The sequence below is a fragment of the Sporomusa sp. genome, assembly GCF_035561255.1.
In the GTDB taxonomy this organism is placed as follows: domain Bacteria; phylum Bacillota; class Negativicutes; order Sporomusales; family Sporomusaceae; genus Sporomusa.
In genome coordinates this window covers 1-20,237 of sequence record NZ_DATMXX010000136.1, presented here as the reverse complement: position 1 = coordinate 20,237, position 20,237 = coordinate 1, and the positions used below count along the sequence as shown (strand labels likewise).

Below are 20,237 nucleotides of genomic sequence, written 5' to 3'. Positions count from 1 at the left end.
ATTAAGGAAGGATATTAGGCATTTGAAGAGAAATAATTTATTTAGAAAGAATATATATTAAGTAAAGGGGTGAGCCAATTGAAAGTTTTGGTTGTTTATTACTCATTATATGGGCATATCCATCATATGGCAGAGGCTGTTGCTGCAGGTATCCGTGAGGTAAACGGGGCTGAGGCTGTTTTACGCCGGATTCCCGAAACATTAAGTGTTGAAATTCTGGAAAAGATGGGAGCAATTGAAGCCCAAAAGGCATTTAGTCATATTCCGATATGTACTCTTGATGAATTAGCGGACGCCGATGCCATTATCTTTGGTACACCAACCCGCTTTGGCAATATGTGCGGCCAAATGCGTCAATTTTTAGACGCGACCGGGCAGTTATGGCAACAGGGAAAGCTTGTAGGCAAAGCCGGCAGCGTCTTTACCAGTACAGCCACTCAGCACGGGGGGCAAGAGTCAACGCTCCTTAGTGTTCACACTACCCTCTTACACCATGGCATGGTAATTGTTGGGTTACCCTATACCTTTGCCGGCCAATCGATTATTAATGAACTGACCGGCGGATCACCCTACGGAGCATCAACCATTGCCGGTGGCAGAGGCGAAAGAATGCCTAGCGCCAACGAGCTTGCCGGTGCGACATTTCAAGGAAAACATGTGGCAACAATCGCCCAAAAACTTTACATCAACAAATAAGCAGGCTTTTTTGAATAGAATTTTAAGACTCCCGCTTCGAAAAGCGGGAGTCTTAAAATTCGCAAATATCTTTTACCTGTTTCTAAGAATAATTTACCTATCCGGCAGTAGCCAGTTCAAGCTTAGCCATGATCTCTTCATAGACCTCTTCCCAAACCACAGTTTGTGTTTTGGCAAAACCATTAAATACGGTCGCGGAAGCTGACGTATAGGCGCCACAGTTAGGGACTAAGATTAAATCACCAATATCAAGCGCGACTGTCGGCTTGTCTTTGAACATGATATCCAGCGAGTCACAGCTCGGGCCGGCAAAGGTAGCCTGGATACGTTTTCCAGTCTTAAAGGTCTCAAGCTCAAAGTCCCAGTGATCAAAAATAACACCTGAGAATGTGCCGTATAAGCCATCATCAAGGAAATACCACTGTTGATTGTTACGCACCTTAGTGCCAATAACCTGGGTAATAAGATTAACGGCAGTACCGCAAATATACCGGCCTGGTTCGGCCCAAATTTCAGTATGGGGAAAGTACTGCTTAACCGCCTTGTAAATTCCAGCAGCCATAGCTGCAACATCAGGTTCTTCGGTAAGAGTCGGGATTGGAAAACCACCACCGATATCAAGTATACGAAGGTTTAATCCCCGTTTGTTTGCTATGTCAAAAAGTTCACGACAAATCTTGAGGGCATCAAGGTAGGCCTCATTGCCTGTTGATTGGCTACCCACATGGAAACATAGCCCAGCCACATCAAGTCCGGCTTCATGGGCCTTTATTAGCAAGTCCAGAGCCTCGTCAGGATGAGCACCGAATTTTTTATTAAGGTCCACAAGTGCCCGGGGATTATCGACCCGGATACGGAGTAATACTGTACTGCCAGGAATGGCTGCCGCCATTTTATCAATTTCACTCTCGCTGTCAAAGGTAAACTTATTTACGCCAGTCTCGCGGGCCACATTTAGGCCGCTGGCCGTTTTCACCGGATTAGCGTATACTAAACGTTCTGCATCAATACCTAAATTATTTAGCATCCGCATCTCGCCGTCAGAGGCGACATCAAAATAGCCGCCAAGCGAACTAAGTTTCCGGACAATACGCTCATCCGGATTTGCTTTGACGGCGTAATATATCTTTACGCCAGGCATATTCTCTGCCAGCAAATTATAATTGAGTTCAATCTGTTCCAAAGATAGCACCAACAACGGAGTGCTATAGCTATCAGCCAGCGCTTTGACAGCGTCCTGGGATAACCTGAAATATTTCACTTATCATCGCTCCTTTTAACACATTTTTTTGTCCAAAATCACTATATGATTGTAACATAATTGACCCAAAGTGCAAGTAAATTTTTTATTAAAATAAAACCCGCGTACCACAATAGGATACGCGGGAAAATCGTTTATTAATCCTGACGTTGTTATGCAGTTTTATAATACTTTTCAAGCAAAATACTGCGTGGGCTTGCACCACAGTTAATCAGGCTCGCAGCATAGGTTTTGCATTCATCAATTTTTTCCATCACTTTAAGAGATGGTGCCGGGTCACCATAAATACACCACAATCCCCGGCAACTTAAACAGTCTTGACCCTGCCCCATAAAACCCAGTACATCTTTCAGCGGTATTCCAAGCAAAAGCCCAATCTCATGAGGACAACCATTTTGATATCGCTTTTTTAGGCACTCCATATTTTCGTATAATGGACAATCTGGTTTATAACCAAACTCTAATAGAAACTGACAATGGTCTGTTTTCCTTAAGCAGCCGTTCAAGCTGTCCGGATGATAAAACAAAACGGTAAGACTATTGGTGGTCTCCCGTACAATAGCCCACTCGATATCTGATTGACGAAAAAAGGTCGGCCCAAACTTACGCCAAAAAGTCAGTCGGAGAAACCTGCGACTATCAGTAAATGTTAATAATGTAGCTGGTTTATCCCCATAGATGGTCGGGGCCAGCTCAACGATCAGCCATTTAAAAAAATAGTTGGGACTATTTTGATTCTCCAGTTTCAATAAAGACTCCCCGGTTTGCCGGTATAGCACAATGCCGCCTCCTCCCATTATCCTCTTTTACATATTATGCGGCAAAAAGCAAAAAGGCCTATGTAATGATTATCATTCTCATTTATATTTTTAGTATATCGTTTATTGTTTCTATTGTCAATCGTCTTTGTCAAATTTAAGAAGCTACTGCCTTATTTATTTACTGATTTCTAAGGATAATAGTTCCATTTGGATTGAGGTGCCACTGACTATAGGATAAAATATAGTTATAACGCCAAGCTAACAGTAGATAAAACTGAATGAAAGGCAGTGTGATCGACGTGAAACCGGTATCTCTTGCTTACGGACGAATTAGCCTGAACATTATGGTTCCCGACCGTGCGGTCTTCATCGAACCTAAATCTTTAGCTGGATTGCCTGATGAAAAAATGGCTGTGCAAAAGGCTCTTCGCCAGCCGACAGGAACCCCACCGCTAAAGGATATGGTTAACCCTAAAGATACTGTAGCTATTGTCATTTCTGATATGACCCGCCCCACGCCAAATCATAAGCTTGTCCCCTGGCTGCTGGAAGAACTCAGCCATGTTCCCAAAGAAAACTTTGTCATTATTAATGGCCTGGGCAGCCATCGCGACAATACTAAGGAAGAACTTATTCAGATGCTGGGTCAGGAGGTTGTCAATACTGTACGGGTTATCAATCACAACGCCTTTGAGTCTGAAGAATTAGTATTGGTGGGTAAGAATAGTTACGGCTCTGATGTCTATTTGAACAAGACATATGTTAATTGTTCCTTTAAGATCGTGACAGGTTTTATAGAACCCCATTTTTTTGCCGGATTTTCCGGCGGCCCTAAAGGTATCTGTCCCGGCATTGCCGGTATATCAACAATACAGGACTTCCATAACGCCGAAATGATCGGCGACAAGAACAGTACCTGGGGCGTGATAGAAGGCAACATTGTCCAGGATGCTGCCACACAAAACTGCCTGATGGCTAAACCTGATTTTATGCTTAATGTTACCTTAAACGGCAAAAAAGAGATTACCGGTGTATTTGCCGGTGAACTGATTGCCGCCCATCGCATTGGCTGCGCCTTTGTAAAAGACCATGCGATGTACCCGGTAGATCAGCTGTTTGATATTGTCATTACCACAAACTCCGGTTACCCGCTTGACCAAAACCTGTACCAAACAGTCAAAGGTTTGAGTGCCGCAGCCCAGGTTGTTAAAGAGGGCGGTGCTATCTTGTCTTGTTCAGAATGCTCCGACGGTGTACCCGCCCATGGCAACTACGCAAAAATACTGAAAATGAAAAATACGCCGCAAGAGTTGCTAACTATGATCAGCAATCCCGAGTTCCGGATATTTGATCAGTGGCAGGTTCAAGCGCAAGCCTTAATTCAAAGTAAAGCCGATTGCTATCTGTATTCCAGCCTTGACCCCCAGACAGTAAGAGAGGCTAAGCTTATTCCAGTAGTCAGTCCGTGCGAGGCTATCACCGAATTGTTAGAAAAGATGCCAGGTGCTAGTGTTGCGGTATTGCCTTTGGGGCCACTAACTATTCCCTATGTGAAATAATTGCAGTTTCACATGAGTGTCATCAATACTTTAAAATGGAGTAGAGGAGATGTTTTATCTTGACAAACCAACTTTCCTATGATCAATTTTCGGCAGAAACCGCTCAGCTTATCAGCAAAAATGCCTTCATGACTACAGCCCATGGCGGCAAAATCAACACCATGACCATCGGCTGGGGCAGTGTCGGTATCATGTGGGGCAAACCGGTCTTCACCGCCATGGTACGCCAGTCCCGCTTTACCAAAGAGCTTGTCGAGCAAAGCGGGGAATTTACTATTACCCTGCCGCTGGCCAATATGAAAGAGGCCCTTGCACTGTGCGGCTCCCAATCCGGACGTGATATTGATAAGATTGCGGCTGCCAAACTTACACTGGCTAATAGTCAGGCCGTTGCCACCCCAGTTATTGCTGCCCCAGGCCTACAGCTGGAATGCAAGGTTGTATTTAAACAAACTATGCCACCCGAAAGCCTGGACACCGGTTACCAAAACAAATGGTACGCAACCGGTGATTATCACACTATGTATTTTGGTGAAATCATCGCCGCTTATAAAACAATATAGAATTAAAGAATCCCCTCTGACAAGAGGGTATTGAGGCAATCCATCATTCCAGATAACTGCTCAATACCCTCTCAGTCAAAGGGGATTCTTTATATGCAATAATTCATCAAAACGTCTGTATAATAACTCCAAACTTAGCTACTAAATCAGGATCAAATTGCCGTCCTGCACAGCTAAACAGTTCAGTAATTGCCGCTTCTTTACTCATGGCCTTCCGGTAAGGGCGGTCGCTGGTCATTGCATCATATGCGTCTACAATAGACAACATCCGGCATTCAATAGGAATATCCTCGCCGGCCAACCCAAGCGGATAACCCTGACCATTCCACCATTCCTGATGTTTAAGTATCCAGTCTGCAATCGGCACTAAATCCGGTGCTGACACTGCTATACGATAGCCAATCTCACAATGTTGACGCATGACAACCCATTCTTCTGCAGTCAAGCGGTCAGGCTTAAATAAGATACTATCAGGTATCCCTACTTTGCCAATGTCATGAAAGCGTGCAAACAGCCGCAGATCCGCAATACTGGTCTCAGGTAACTCTACAACTACGGCAAACGCCTCTATCAAATCCTGAAGTCTGTCACCATGTCCCTCAGTTATATAATCACGGGCTTCAAGCGCCTTCATCAGCGCCTTAACAATCGCACTCCTGGTACTTTTCTGGCGGTGGAGCTTCTCTCTGTACATGCTGTCATCAGCTTGTTTTAATAGACTGTCGATATCGAGAGGGGGTTGTCCACATACCGCGACTCCCATTGATAGACTAATGGGAACAGTAGGGTTCTGGGCATTATAGAAATCAATCCTCTCTTGTATTCGCTGACAACAGTTTGTAATCCCTTTTACCGAAGGGCCATGTAAAAGGATGGCGAATTCATCGCCGCCAATTCGTGCTATGAGCTCGCTGGAGCTACAGCAGCTTGTTAATATTCCCGCAACCACTTGCAAAATATTATCGCCCATAGTATGGCCAAGTGTGTCATTCACCATCTTTAGACCATCAACATCGCAAATAATTATTCCTGCCGCGCCCTCATCTAAGAGTTGAATTCGTTTCATCTGTTCCTCAAAGAACGGTCTATTATACACCTTCGTTAATGCATCATGTAAACTGAGAAACTCCAGTCTCTCTTCCAGTCGCTTGCGATCTGTTATGTTGCGATTAATTACCAATGCTTCATCTTCACTACTACCAATAATTCGCACTTCATACTGTTCAACCTGGCCATGAACGGTAAGCTGATACTCAAAATTCTGGATATCGCCGCTTGCCAATACTAATTCAACACTCTGCAGCATTTTCGCGGCAATCTCCGCTGGAAATACATCAAAAATAGTTTTTCCTAAAAACCAGTCTTGCGATATTAATAATGGTTCTCTACCTGCTTTATAATCAATGAATGTACCATCCCGTTTAATAATAAACATGGGGTCCGGTATCGCGTTGATTAACGCTTGATTACTGGCCTGAGAAGTTCTTAAAGCCTCCTCAGCCTGCCAACGTTCCTGTAATTCCTTCTTATACGAGCTAACCAGGGTGGCGTTATCCAAGGCAATGGCCGCAAGATCACCGAACCGCTGTAGCAATACAACCTCATGCTCAGCAAGGCTTCTGCCTCGTTCAGAGAATGCCAGCCCGAATGCGCCGATCACTTTAATGCCTCGCCGTAATGGGATGATGACAAAATAGTGAGTTTCATCAAAAGCAGGGTGCTGCAAACGGTGCTCCCAGGTATTATAGTCTTTGGCAATAGCAATCTTGCCTGTGCTATAGACCCTGCCAAGCAGGCCTTCGGTAACCTTTACCCGCTTAGTTACATCCTGAGTAAAAGTCCCTACCGCAACTTTTCTGTCAAAAACACCGGCCGCTTCATCCACCAATGATATAAATCCATCAGGTGTACCTATCAGTTGTGTTGCGCTGGCAACAATCATCGCCAGTACATCGTCAAGGTCAACTTGATGCATAAGACCTACCGCAATATCATGCAGTGAAGTCAAAATGACATTTTGACGGCTTATTATTACTTCTCTGGCTAATAACTCATCAAACTGTTGCCGTAACTCCTCTTCTGACGCTAGCAATTCTTCATAAGCTGCCGTAAGTTCTTCATTTAAAACACTATATTTTTCTTCGCTTTCTCTCAAAACTGTTTCCAGCACAACAGCTCCGGTAATATCCCGTATTATACTAAATACAGCTTCGCCCTCCGGTAATCGAACCTGCTGAGAATTAACTTCTACAGGAAACCGCTCACCGTTTCGCCGTATATGAAAAGTGCGAAACACAATACCTGTTTGTTGGGCCATCTCAATTTGATCATCAACCTGAGAAAGTGTGTCCGGAGAACGCAACTCGTAAATATTCATGCTCCTGAGCTCATTCATAGAATAACCATAGGCGTTAACAGCAGCTTGATTCGTCTCAATAATTTTACCGTCTGTACTGATAACCAAAATAATATGCCGTGCTTGCTTAATTAAGTTTCTGTATAGTACAACATCCTTACAATCCCACATATTTACATTGTCATCTGATGGCACCATTTCGGTATTCCTCCAACATTTCTCCCTGCAATATCAGTATTTGGGTTCTGATGGATCTCTTACATCTTAAACTTACCGCAATACACCGGATATCCATTGGCATTTTAGCCAATGCCTTGCTGATTAACTCACTTCCCCCATGACACTAATTGTTCTTAGCTAGCAGCAAAAACTAACCTGCTTTCTTGCCTATGGTCACTCCGTTAATGGAGCCGGCTACCGATTATTGTTTGAGCTGGACTGTTCGGCACCGGCGCCGAACTCTTAATAAACTGTAGCATCGCAAGTAATGGCTTTGCGATCATCTGCGCGATATAAATCCGCTCATCCCGAAGATAATAAATGCAGTACCTTCCTTTAAATGTTTGACTGGAATTAACCTTTTTATATAAATAGTATTTATTTCCTCATTCGCCTGTTCAACAAGATAGGTATACCTGTTATAACCGATAATTGCCAAAGCTAGTAATGTGATAGAAATTAGAATACCTGGTTTTTAAAATTACCTTGATGTTGTCAAAAAGATTTCATCGAATCTTCTCCTAGCTTAAAAGTCTATATCTGGTGACAATGGGCAAACCATCGCTGTGTTAGCAATCTAAGCAACTACTTAAACTGTTTTTAAAAAAACACCACTCTTGCCAGCAGTCTGGGCTTTCGCTGACACTCTTAATTTATTAACCTCATTTAGAAGCTTCTCCAAATCAACATAAAGAGCAGCGACATCGCCCGGGTTTTCGTTTTTTTCCCACTCTCGAATCTGTTGCAATTTCTCTTCAATCTTATCAGTTAGTTCATTTTCTAGTTGATTTGCAGTATGTCTACTATCCATCACCGCTCTCCTTTAATAATTTTTTGTCTCTTATATACATATATACATAAAGAAGTAAATTTCTTCTATTGACTCAAAAAGATACATTAAACCATTATTACTATAACAGGTAGAATCTATAAAAATCATGATAGAAACGCAGCTTTCAGCATTTTCCGGCATTTATTGTTTATTCTTACTTATCCCACACATCACTCAATCAGCTGGTTAGTCGGGTTGCAGATTTCGTCAACCTGCTTCTGGATGCTTATATTCAGACGATAACCAACGCCACGTACCGTACTGATCATAATTACCCTAGATAGAAGGGTTACTTTTTGCCTCAGTTGTTTCACTAATGCATCCGCACTGTTAGGCACAGCTTCACCAGGTCCCCATATGTGACTGAGAATAGTCTCCCTGGCAACCGCTCTTTCTCTATGTTTAAGCAATAACTCTAATAGCTGTCCTTCTTTCTTGGATAATCTAATACAACTATTGTCAAACGAAAGTATTCGCTCCTTAGGAACATAAGAGAGCCCATTATATTCATAATTCCCTGTCCAGCTCCCAGAAACCCTTCGTGTTAGGGCATTCAACCGGGCAAGTAGTTCCACGAAGGAGAATGGTTTTACCAAAAAATCATCGGCACCGCTTTCCAGGGTTATTAACCGATTCTGTATCGTATTTCGATGAATAAAAATCAGAATTGGTGTTTTTACTCCCTGTTGCCGTAATATTTTCAGAACGGTCAAGCCATTCTCCAAAGCAAGAATAATGGCATCATAATGGTCATATGATAGAAAACTAATTGCTTGTTCACTATCCTCACTCCAATCAACTTCAATTCCATTGGTCGTCAACCCATTGTTTATCATGCGTGCAGTGAGCGGTTCATCTTCAACCAACAAAATTCGCATGGCTTCTTTTTCCTTCAACATTCAATCTTCCCAGCGAAGAACGAACCCGCTTCCTCTTTCATTCTCAATGCTACAGCAAAAACGGAAAGGTTCGAGGCGCCGACGCAATTGAGCGACTAATGGGTCAACAGCAGCAAGCGACACCGGTTTTTCTTTCCATATGGCTACCGCCAAATGTTCCCGCGAAACCGGTTGCCCTTTACAACGTAACAATATTTCAAACAAAGCTGCTTCCTTTTTCGACAGATGGATTAATTGCCCTCTAGCGACAATCGTCCGCTCGCCACAGCGGTATTCAATTGTACCAGACTTTGTAACAATAGCTTCATCGATAGAATGGGAGCGACGAATCAGGTTCTGAATTCTGGCCAAGAGTTCAGGGAATATACAGGGCTTGGAAATATAATCATCAGCACCGCAGTTCAGACCAGTGACACAGTCTTCTACTGTGCTGCGGGAGGTTAACATTATAATGGGTACGTAATTTCGCTGTCGACGTAGTAAACTACATATTTCGATTCCGTTGCAGCCTGGTAATATCCAATCGAGAAGTAGCAAGTCATATTTATTGTTGCTACACATTGTTATTGCCTCATGACCGTCCTTCGCCCACTCAACGTCCCAACCAGCCTTTGAAAGTTGCATAACCAGCATCTCGCCAGTAAAAGGATCATCCTCTGCCATCAGAATACGCATCCATTAGACACCCTCTTTACATATATCACCATACTCATTATAAATTACGCAATCTTATAAAATCATGAAAGTCTTCTGTTTTTCACTGGTCTTCATAGATTTTTTCTATTAGCTGGCGATATTCCGCCTCTACTGCCTCTACTGCCCGCAAGTTTTCTACATAATTCCCGTCAGCGGTCCGTAAGCTGTTTTCCAGAATCATAGCTGTCCGGTACAGACGAGGTGCAGCGAAATTTCCTGCTGCGCCTTTAAGAGTATGAACCAATCGCTCTCCTGCTCGCCAGTTTCCGGCTCGTATTGAAGTGATAAGATCTGTTAGCAGCGGTTCAATTACAATGGGAAAACGCTTGATACACTCTCGATATGTATCATAATCGCCACCTACGTATGCAAGCAGTGTCGCCGAATCGAAAATTACATCTGGTGTTATGTCACTTGTAGTAAAATACGCAGTAGTATCTGTCAGAACCGAATATAATTGTGACGCTGTAAATGGTTTGCTCAAATAGTCATTCATCCCGGCGTTAAGGCACTGTTCCCGTTCGTCATCCAATGCCCCCGCAGTCATCGCTATAACAAATACGTCGCGGTTTCGCGCAGTTTCAGGAGAGCCACGCAGTAAGCGAACCGCGTCATAGCCGTTCAACCCCGGCATCTGGATATCCATCAAAACAACATCATATTTCCTATGCTCCAGTTTGCTCAATGCCTCCCGCCCGTCCAACGCAACATCCGCGTCTGCACCCATTTGCACCAACAATTGTGCAATAAGTCTACGGTTCATCTCATTATCATCAACTAACAGTACACGCAAGCCCTTAAGTGCAGCCTCTGCCAACGACCAGCCTGCCTTAGTATCTTTAATAAGGTTTCCGGGCTTTAGCGGCAGAGAAAACCAAAAGGTAGACCCTTTACCCACATTACTGTCAAAGGATAGCTTCCCGCCCATTTTTTCAACCAGCAACTTAACAATAGATAAACCTAGGCCGATACCCCCATGGCGCCTAGTTGAAGCCGCATCAATCTGATAATAACGATCAAAGATTAGATCCTTGTTTTCCGGTGAGATTCCCGGGCCAGTATCGGTTACAGCAAATTTGATTAACGGTCTATTCCCCTCTGCGGCAGAGACCTGAGTGACACGCAGGATTACTTGGCCTGATGCAGTAAATTTCACAGCATTGTCCAACAAATTTGTTAATACCTGTCTGATTCGGACACTGTCACCTAGCACCCAGGCAGGTAAGTTGGGGTCTATGAATGTTGTTAATGCCAGACCTTTAGTCTGTGCTTTGGAGTTGATTAGCAGTGAGGTAGATCGTATTAGGTCGACCAGGGAAAATACATCCTCTTCAATACGGATTACATCAGATTCCAAGCGAACAAAATCAAGTACATCGTCAAGGATTATTACCATAGATTTTGCACTAGCTTGAATGTCGCGCACGTGCTCGGCAATTTCCACCGGCAGGGACTTCGCCAGCAGCAGTTCGGAGCTAATCAGTATCCCAGTCATCGGTGTTCTTACCTCATGACTCATGTTGGCTAGAAACTCTGTTTTGGCACGCGAGGCCGCCTCGGCAGCATCCCGCGCAACCTGTATTTCACCCTCCCGGTTACGATTCCACAAGGCCATTGCAAAAAGTTCCCCCAGCTGTTCCACCACTTCAATATCTGATTCAGTGTAGTCTTGCATCGAATTAGCCAACGTAATATGTCCTAGCAATACTTCTCCAAACACAGCAGGCACAGTAAGGTAGTTTTTCAGAGGAAACTGTTCCTTGCACAATCCTTTAGTTAGCGGATGGCAAGATGGGTTATTCGTAAAAAAGGCCCTTCGGATATTGTGTGAATGCTTCCCTAGGCCAAATTCTACACTGAGCTGCTCTCCAGGTAAATTATACAATCCGGATGCAGCAAAGCTTTCAGCAACCGAAGAAATAAAGCCCTGTTCACTCCCAGTTAATAATTTCGCTTGATCCACTATTAGTTGATATATCGTGCCAGTGGTAGTATCCGGATTAATAATCGCTGCAAACAACGAAGCCAGTGCGGCATTAATCTTCGTCTCACGTTCTAATTTTTTATTAACCGCATGTAACGCTGCTTCCGCCTGCTTTCGTTCTGTGATATCGACAAGGGTGGATATAATAGCAGGTTGGCCCTCAAACTCTACAGCTGAAGCACTGATCAAAACCCAACAACTTTTCCTGGCAATTCCTTTTAGCTGATTTTCCATGTTTTTAACAATACCGTCTCTATCTACCTGAGCAATCACCTTATCCCTGATTTCAGGATTAATATAAAAAGCAAAAGTTGTTTGACCCATTACCGTTGTGGCGTCATTAGCCAAACCCAGTACCCGCGAACTTTCATTTACAAACAAAAATACGACCTGTTTTATGCCTATCTTTTCACCGCGCAATTTGACTTCGACAAGGAATAGCGTATTGTTCTTACGCCGGTGAACAGTCTCGAAGGTAACCTCGACTCCGGTAGCCGCATTAAGCTGATCAAACATAAATTGGTCTTGCTGCTCGGGTTGCAATTCAGATATATTCATGTTTAGCAGCTCTTCGCGCGAGTAACCATAGCTATCCTCAGCAGCTGGATTTGCTTCAATAATGCTGCCGTCTGCAGGGTCAACAAGCAGCATACTCTCTTTACTGTGAGTAAAGAACAACCGGAACTTCCGCAACTCTTCCTGAGCAATCTGCCTTTCGGCATTCTCGGCTTCCAGCTCTGTGCCAAGCTGTTGCAATTCGTTAACCAGCTTTGCCAGTCTGGTATTGCTGTCATGCAATTTTTTCTCGGCAATTTTTTGCTGAGTAATATCAGTCACAAACACAGTACTGATTTTTTTATCGTTCTGCCAGTAAATAGTTTTTTTCTCAAAAAGGTAATACCGTTCATTAATATTATCGTGGCGTTCCCAAGTGGCGTAATTGCTATTAGCTCCTTGATCCAGCCAGATAGCACAATCAGGGCAAGGGGATACTAAGCCAAATATTTCATAACAGTTATGGCCAATCATTCTTTTACCCCACAACTTATCTAACTGTTTACTGCTATAGAGCAATGTACGGTTATCCATATCGACGACATAGGCCAAGTTGCTAATTCCACTAACAATACTTTCCAATATAGCCTGGTCATGCTGACTGATTCTCTGAGAATGTTCCATCTTATCCCGACTAAGAACTTTCCCCACCAACAAGGCGATCGACTCCAATAGCTCTGTCGTTGCCAGATTGAATTGATTAGCCTGTACATCAGCCACTTGAATCAATCCAAGTACAGCATCACGATGAACAATAGGCACGATAACAACACTACGGTATCCAGCTTTAGAACAAGCACCCCGATACATCTGTCGCTCATCCACGGATAAAGCCTCAGCAAAAATTACCGCGTCGTTAATCTGCAAAGAACCGGACGTGGTGGTGACCGCCTGCTCGCAAGGCAACAGCTTTCCCCTGATAAAACGCGTACAGCAACACTCTTCTCTAAAAATATGAATCCGGTTTTCCGATTCCCAGAACTCACAACTAAAGCCACTATATGCCTGATAAGGCATATAGCCGTTTTCATCCAACACCCGAATACCCACAGCGCTGCATTTGCTTTCCCGCTGGATAAGGTTGACCGCTTTTTCTAAGAATTCTTGCCTGGATTCGTCAATACTAAGACTATGTATCAACAAACGAGTGACCTGAAGATGATCATTTAACTTCCCATCCGCCAAGTCAGCACTGCAAATCTTCCTTATTTCCTGGAGCTCATTGTCCACGCAATTAGTCACCCTTCTCATTTATCATTTTTTCCTGCCATATATACCCTTAAATGTTAATACATTACGGTTTTAGATATTTTTATTAAACATTTTTCGACAATACCCTCTATCATTCTTCAGAAAATATAATAAACAGTAAATTGGACTCTAATATTCGCCTCATAGTAAATTACTTATACCTACTACCTGAATTAAAATGGCCTTCAGGAATTTTTAACCTGAAAGCCATAATCGTCGCTTCAGAGCGCCCCTTACCCCTTATTTATCACTCAAAAAAAGGAGCGCTGACGGTGTCATTCCCGCCAGCGCTCCTGGTTGCATAATTGCTGAAACAATGGCCGCTAACTATCAGCCTGATCCCGGGCCGCCCTGGCTTCATGCCAGGCATCCCGCGCCAGGTTTGTTACCCGTGGTTCAAGCTTGGCTACCGGACTGCCGACAACTTTAGCCAAATATGATAGAGCCTTTTCGTTCTGGCCGATACGTCGGGCCAGTTCGCCAATCAAATAGGTAACAGCCGCCTCGCTCAATGTGCCGATCGGTAACCGCTCCCGCATCAAAGCCTGCTCATAGTATTCACAGGCTTTAGCCAGAGCGGTTTTTTCTTCCTCATGCTCTTCCCCCTCACGGTATACCCAGCTGAGTTTAAGATATAATTCAGCAAGGCGGCTGGCAGGGGCTGAAATAAGGTCAGCAAAAAAGATAGCCAGCTTGTACGTTGCAATGGCCTGAGCGCGCGTACGTTCCCCTTCAAAGTTGACTTTGACATCCCGCCCTGCCAAAAATTCAGCAATCTTATCCTTAGCTGCAGAAGACAAGTTATCAAAGCAGGTGTCCTCTGCCGCATATCCACAGCTAGAGCACACCCAAATAGTATAATAATAAGGTTTAACATCTTGAAAGTACGCACAAAAATCGGTATCTTGCTTAACCATAACCTGACGGCCACGCAGCCGCGTAACGTTAAATAGTTTCTGACATACAGGACATTGTCTTTCCACCGAGTATGTCGGCTCTGCCATATCATCGCCTCCATATATACCTTACCATACCAAGTCTTAGGTCTCAAGCAATATTTAGCAAGTCCTGCTGTATTGCCCACATTCGAAAAAATTCCCCTCTTTGGGCCAATAGTTCATCCATTGTCCCGTGCTCGGCTATTGTACCATTTTTTAAAACCAGGATCTCATCCATCGCCTCAAGGCCAGTCAGCCGATGGGTGATAAGTATAATCGAGCGTTTACATGCCACTTGCAGGATATTTTCCATAACTGCTGTTTCAGTACAAGCATCCAGCCCTGCAGTTGGCTCATCTAACAGCCACACCGGTGCCGCTTTTAACAGTGCCCGGGCCAGAGCAATGCGCTGGCGTTCCCCACCAGAAAGGGCCAGTCCATTTTGGCCAGTCATTGTTTCCAGGCCCAGAGGCAGCTTGGCAATAAAATTTTCTAATTGAGCACCAACCAAGGCTTCGCTAAGCTCGGTCTCTGTCGCATCCGGTCTGGCCAGCAGAATATTGTCCCTGATCGTTGCGTTAAAAAGATAGGTATCCTGGCTTACTACGCTTAGAGCCTGGCGTACATTCTCCGGCTTATACTCCCTGATATCGATTCCGTTTACCAACAATTCCCCTTGGTTATGGTTCCAAAACCTTAAGATAATCCCTGCCAAGGTACTTTTCCCTGCCCCGCTTGCCCCCACGATAGCCAGCCGTCTTGTTGCTGGCAGGCTGAAAGTTATACCTGATAATACTGGTGGCAAATCAGGCTGATAAGCAAATGACAGATTGCGGGCAGCAAGCTCAATAGAGCCTGGCAGTATTGCTTTGCTGCCTGCACCGCCAACCATAGGCGGTAGGTAAGCGATCGCCTTAATGCGGGCCAATGCAGCCATACTCTCCTGCCAAAAGTAGACAACAGCCGGCAGCGGCAAAATAGCTTCAAAACTTGCCTGCACAGCCAACGCCACCACTGCCAGATAAATCCCGCTAATGCTGCCGTTACTGACGAGTGGTGCTGCCAGAGCGACAACGGCAATCGTGGTCAGATTCATCCCCAGGTTTCCCAAAGAGTCTGCTAAAGCGGTTATTACTTTCGCTTGTTTTTGACTTGCAACCAGATTACCATTTACTGCTGCTACTTGGGCTGCTTGCTTTTCAGGCAAGCTTAGGACAGCCAGTTCAGTCATGCCTTCAACACAGTCAGCAAGAGCCCCATTAAGTGCCGCCCTGTTCTTAATCACACCCCGCCCTGCCTTTTGACCAAAGTGAGCAAGTAGAACCGGCAGGAGGCAGCCTACTGCCAGAAAGGCCCCGGCAACAGGCCAGACCAGCGTCGGGGCCAGCCACCCCAGCAGAGCCAGCGTTGCAACAGCAGTGAGCACCGCGATCAGTGTCGGGAAAAAACCACGCAAATAGAAATACTGCAATGTCTCCACATCTGCGACAAGGCGACTAAACACATCACCTTTAGTAAAGGACAGCAAACCGGCCGGTGCCAGCGGTTCCAGGCGGGTATACAGCCACACCCGGATATCAGCCAGCAGCCGAAAGGTAACATCATGGCTCAAATACCGTTCCAAGTAACGGCAGACCGCCCGTGCCAGACCAAAAAACCGCACCCCGACAATGGCTACAGACAAAGCGGCAATTTGCGGATGGAGAGCAGCGGTTGAAATCAACCAGGCCGAGGCCGCTAGAAGACCAATACTGGCATAAATGGTTAAACTGCCTACTATACAGGTGGCGGCAGCCATCCACAATGTGCTCCTGCTGCCTAATAAAAGCTTAAGCATACTGCCCCCTCCTGGCTTGGGCTGCATCTACAAACTGACTGTACACGCCCCGGTTCTTAAGTAATTCAGCATGTGTGCCTATCTCAGCAATGTTGCCCTCTGTCAACACAATAATTTTGTCAGCCTGCCGCACGGTTGTCAGGCGGTGGGCAATAATAATCGCAGTCCGCCCGGTGAGCAGCCGGGCTAATGCAGTATCCAATAATGCCTGCGAGGTAACATCCAGACCACGTGCTGCCTCATCTAATATAAGTAGCGGTGCATCTTGTAAAAATGCCCTGGCAATTGCCAATCGCTGGCATTCACCACCGCTCAAATTCCGGCCGCCTTCTCCTACCAACGTTTCATAGCCATTAGGCAAACGGCTAATAAAATCATGCGCCCCGGCTGCTACTCCAGCCTGAATAACAGCGGCCATAGACGCATCGGGCCTGGCCAAACGAATATTTTCCGCCACTGTCCCCTGAAACAAATGTGGCCGTTGTGGCACAAAGGCCACATGACGTAACCACTCCGCTGGTTTGAGTGATGAAAGGTCTTGGCCATTGACCGTAATTTTTCCTGAAGCAGGTGCAATGAAACCTAGAATCAGGGCAGCAACCGTACTTTTACCAGCCCCACTCGGTCCAACAATAGCCAAATGCTGACCTGCCTCCAGCATAAAGGATATTCCAGCTAAAGCCGGACGCTTACCGTTTTGGTAAGTAGCGTAAATCTGATTAAAAGTAAGTGTAATCTGCTGCTGAGGCGAAAACGGTTCAATACCGGCAGCACGATTTCCCCCGTTTAGTGCTAATAGCCGAAATATATCAGCAGCAGCCGTTTTTCCGGTCATTCCGGCGTGAAACTGACTGCCTAAGAGGCGCAGTGGCAGATAATATTCAGGTGTTAGCAGCAGCACAAAAAAGGCCTGAGTAAAAGTAACTTCACCGTAAAGCAGCCTGAGACCCAGGGCTACGGCAACCAGTGCCGTGCTGATGGTTGCCAGAAGCTCCAACGCCAGAGCTGACAGAAAAGCAACTTTGAGTACATCAAGGGTAGCATCACGAAACTCCCGGCCAACTCTGTTAATAATTGTTATCTGCTCAAGGCTCCTCCCAAATATTTTTAGGGTTGCCAACCCGGCCAGCACATCCAAGAAGTGGGCGCTCATATTATTTAAGGTCTCCCATTGCCGGCTATTCCTCCGTTCGGCCGCTTTGCCGATGAGAACCATAAATAGCGGGATTAGGGGTGCAGTCACCAGCATTATAGCCGCCGTAGTCCGATCAAGCGGCCACACCACAACTAGAATCAATACCGGAATAAAGAATGCTTTAGCTAATTGCGGCAGATATTTGGCAAAGTAGGGTTCCAGATTTTCTACCCCTGTGCTGACAATGTTTATCAACTCACCAGCTTGCTGATTGGCAAGCGTCACCGGACCTAGGCTGAACAAATGTCGCGTCAACCGTTCCCGAAGGGCTGTTTTTATCACTGTCGCCAGATTGAAAGCCTGTACTTCTTCGAAATATGTAGTAATCGCCCGTAAGCAAGCCAGGCCGGTAAGCAACCATAAGGTATCCGCGACGGCTGCTAAGTCTTGCCTGCCTAAAAAGATCCTGTCAATTACCTGAGTTAGATAATAGGCCTGCGCAACTGCCAATGCCCCGCCACTTACCCCTAACCCAACAACCACAGCCAGTAAACCGCGCTGCGTCATTGCCTGTTGACTCAAATGCCTGTCAATCAGCTTATTTCACCTGCCTATAAAGAGAAAACCGCCACTAGTAGGCGGTTTAATTATGTCGTCCTTGTTAGTAATATATACTACAAATATTGTCATGTTCCTGCTTCTGGCAACCATACAGTCATAAAAATAATTTAGTAACCTAAGACATGCGCATAAACAGACTGTCTTGGCTAGTCTACTGCATTTCTATCAGACCAGTTTCTTCGAGCTGGTCCACATCAACATGAACTGTATTGTGTTTCTCAAGATAGGTAACATGGGCTGTACTGCGTTCTTTATTCACGTCTTCAATCCAGACATAATTATTGCGGTACTTTACGCCGATAACCTCTTCAGACTTCATAATCTCTTCAGCTCTTGTCACTTTCATCTTAGCCACCCCTTTTGAGGAGTAGTATTTCACCAGATGATCAGTTTATACTTTAAACTTTTGTACTGACTCTTGCAATTCTTCAGCCATTTTCGCCAACACCTGACTGGATGAGGTAATCTCCTGCATTGAGGCCGCCTGCTCCTCAGTAGCTGCTGAAACGGTCTGCGTTTGACCGGCAGTATTTTTGCTTACACTATCAACAGAGTGAACAGCCTTAACTATTTGCTGACTCCCGGCAGACATCTGATGTACAGACGCCGAGATCTCTTTTATCTGGACCGATACCTGGGTTATGAGGACAGCAATATCGTTAAATGCTTTACCTGCCAAACCTACAACTTCACTTCCTATCTTTACTTCGTGCGTGCCGTCGGCCATAGTGAAAACTGCTTTTTCGGTGTCTGTTTGAATCTCGGTAATTAAATCGGCTATCTGTTTTGCCGCCAGTTGTGATTGTTCAGCAAGTTTACGGACCTCCTCCGCAACAACGGCAAACCCTCTGCCTTGCTCTCCAGCGCGGGCAGCTTCGATTGCGGCATTAAGCGCCAGCAGATTGGTTTGACCGGCAATTCCAGAGATAGTGTCTACAATTTGGCCAATCTCCTTAGACCGCTCACCGAGCTTAGTAACAACGTTAGCTGAGCCGGAAACGGATCTTTCAATACTGTTCATTTGGTCAACAGCTGCTGCAATCGATTGCATTCCTGTCTGTACAGCATAAGCAGCCTGTTCTGAAATAGCGGTCACACCGTTAGCACTAACTGCTGCAAATTCAATACTGGACGACATTTTTTCTACGACGACTACAGTGCTGTTCACTGCCGATACTTGTTGCTCAACTCCCGAAGCAACCTGATTAATAGCTGTGGCCACTTGCTGAGTCGCTTGTGCTGATTGTTCAGCGCTTGCAGTCAATTGTTCTGATGAAGCTGCCAGATGCTCTGCTCCCTGTTGAACTTGTAAGAGCAAAGCCCGCGTATTTTGCTGCAAATACGCCAATGAAGCGGCAACATTACCGAATTCATCTTTGCGTTTTTGCAGTTGAACATCTATTTGACCAGTATAATTACCCTCTGCCATTTGATCTAACTGCTTTGTCACGGCTTGAATCGGCCGGGTAACCATCTTTGTCAAGATTATGCTTAGAGCAGCTCCCGCCAACAGCGAGATGATCCCAACGGTAACAGCAGTAATTACCGCGTCAGTGTTGCGTTTTTGCGCAGAATTCACTTTTTCTGCAGACACTTTTGAATTCTCTTCCATTTCAGTATGCAGTGTTTGCTGGATACTTTGGGCAAATGGTGTCAAGTTGCGGGTTACTACCGTCGACTGTCCAGCTAAATCGTTATATTTAATAGTATTTCCTGCCTGTTTTTCAATAAACTGCTGCCGTAGAATTGGAATCAGTTGTTCTGTTACGCCAGTTTTATAACTTGTTGTATCCTGAATTAGCTTTTCAATCCCTTTTTTTTGCTCAGCACCGGTCAGATCAAGCAGTTGAGACTCTAATACCAGAACATTATTTAACTTGTCTTCAAAATTTTTGCTGTATTTATCATCACCGTCAGCAATAAATCGTCTGATCTCCAAGACCGCACCAGTATATTCATTTTCTGCTTTTGCTGCCAGAATAGACCGTTTATTAGAAACCTCAATATCTTGAATCTCCGATTTGAGCGCATAAGATGAAAATATTGAAGTTCCAGCAATGGCACCAAGTAAGCC

15 protein-coding genes are annotated in these 20,237 nt (G+C 44.9%); 3 read left to right on the top strand and 12 right to left on the bottom strand.

Annotated features, from left to right (window positions below; genetic code table 11):
• The first annotated feature begins 78 nt into the window (after positions 1-78).
• Positions 79-696, top strand: a complete 618-nt coding sequence (wrbA, locus tag VN379_RS07730) for an NAD(P)H:quinone oxidoreductase (protein ID WP_325532508.1) — start codon at positions 79-81, stop codon at positions 694-696.
• Between the two features lie 97 nt (positions 697-793).
• Here the strand turns inward: wrbA and VN379_RS07725 are convergent, their stop codons facing one another.
• Together VN379_RS07725 and VN379_RS07720 are read right to left on the bottom strand one after the other, a co-directional pair.
• A complete protein-coding gene (locus VN379_RS07725) occupies positions 794-1,957 on the bottom strand; it encodes a type III PLP-dependent enzyme (RefSeq protein ID WP_325532506.1) in 1,164 nt (387 codons plus the stop codon).
• A 152-nt stretch (positions 1,958-2,109) separates the two neighbouring features.
• Positions 2,110-2,736, bottom strand: coding sequence for a DUF3793 family protein (locus VN379_RS07720; RefSeq protein ID WP_325532504.1), 627 nt, complete (start codon positions 2,734-2,736; stop codon positions 2,110-2,112).
• Between the two features lie 260 nt (positions 2,737-2,996).
• Between VN379_RS07720 and larA the strand changes: the two genes are divergently transcribed.
• A complete protein-coding gene (gene larA, locus VN379_RS07715) occupies positions 2,997-4,277 on the top strand; it encodes a nickel-dependent lactate racemase (RefSeq protein WP_325532503.1) in 1,281 nt (426 codons plus the stop codon).
• 59 nt (positions 4,278-4,336) lie between these two features.
• Positions 4,337-4,840: a flavin reductase family protein gene (locus VN379_RS07710; RefSeq protein ID WP_325532501.1), complete on the top strand. Its 504-nt coding sequence runs from the start codon at positions 4,337-4,339 to the stop codon at positions 4,838-4,840.
• 106 nt (positions 4,841-4,946) lie between these two features.
• Here the strand turns inward: VN379_RS07710 and VN379_RS07705 are convergent, their stop codons facing one another.
• The 10 genes from VN379_RS07705 to VN379_RS07660 form a co-directional block, all read right to left on the bottom strand.
• Complete coding sequence (locus tag VN379_RS07705) at positions 4,947-7,394, bottom strand: diguanylate cyclase (protein ID WP_325532498.1); 2,448 nt, start codon at positions 7,392-7,394, stop codon at positions 4,947-4,949.
• A 610-nt stretch (positions 7,395-8,004) separates the two neighbouring features.
• The gene (locus tag VN379_RS07700; RefSeq protein ID WP_325532496.1) at positions 8,005-8,226 is read right to left on the bottom strand and encodes a hypothetical protein; all 222 of its coding nucleotides are present in this window, start codon (positions 8,224-8,226) and stop codon (positions 8,005-8,007) included.
• Positions 8,227-8,417: 191 nt separating this feature from the next.
• Positions 8,418-9,146 carry a response regulator transcription factor gene (locus VN379_RS07695; RefSeq protein WP_325532494.1) on the bottom strand — a complete coding sequence of 243 codons (729 nt, stop codon included), beginning with the start codon at positions 9,144-9,146 and terminating at the stop codon, positions 8,418-8,420.
• A complete protein-coding gene (locus VN379_RS07690; protein ID WP_325532492.1) occupies positions 9,147-9,809 on the bottom strand; it encodes a response regulator transcription factor in 663 nt (220 codons plus the stop codon).
• A 94-nt stretch (positions 9,810-9,903) separates the two neighbouring features.
• Positions 9,904-13,611: an ATP-binding protein gene (locus tag VN379_RS07685; RefSeq protein WP_325532490.1), complete on the bottom strand. Its 3,708-nt coding sequence runs from the start codon at positions 13,609-13,611 to the stop codon at positions 9,904-9,906.
• A 344-nt stretch (positions 13,612-13,955) separates the two neighbouring features.
• A complete protein-coding gene (locus tag VN379_RS07680; protein ID WP_325532488.1) occupies positions 13,956-14,636 on the bottom strand; it encodes a DUF2225 domain-containing protein in 681 nt (226 codons plus the stop codon).
• A 43-nt stretch (positions 14,637-14,679) separates the two neighbouring features.
• The gene (gene cydC, locus VN379_RS07675; RefSeq protein ID WP_325532486.1) at positions 14,680-16,407 is read right to left on the bottom strand and encodes a thiol reductant ABC exporter subunit CydC; all 1,728 of its coding nucleotides are present in this window, start codon (positions 16,405-16,407) and stop codon (positions 14,680-14,682) included.
• Entirely contained in the window at positions 16,400-18,109 is a 1,710-nt protein-coding gene (gene cydD, locus VN379_RS07670; protein ID WP_325532484.1) for a thiol reductant ABC exporter subunit CydD, read from the bottom strand. The genes cydC and cydD overlap by 8 nt, the downstream gene beginning before the upstream one ends.
• 205 nt (positions 18,110-18,314) lie before the next feature.
• Complete coding sequence (locus VN379_RS07665; RefSeq protein ID WP_325532482.1) at positions 18,315-18,509, bottom strand: H-type small acid-soluble spore protein; 195 nt, start codon at positions 18,507-18,509, stop codon at positions 18,315-18,317.
• A gap of 45 nt (positions 18,510-18,554) precedes the next feature.
• On the bottom strand, positions 18,555-20,237 hold a 1,683-nt coding region (locus tag VN379_RS07660), incomplete at its 5' end, for a HAMP domain-containing methyl-accepting chemotaxis protein (protein ID WP_325532480.1).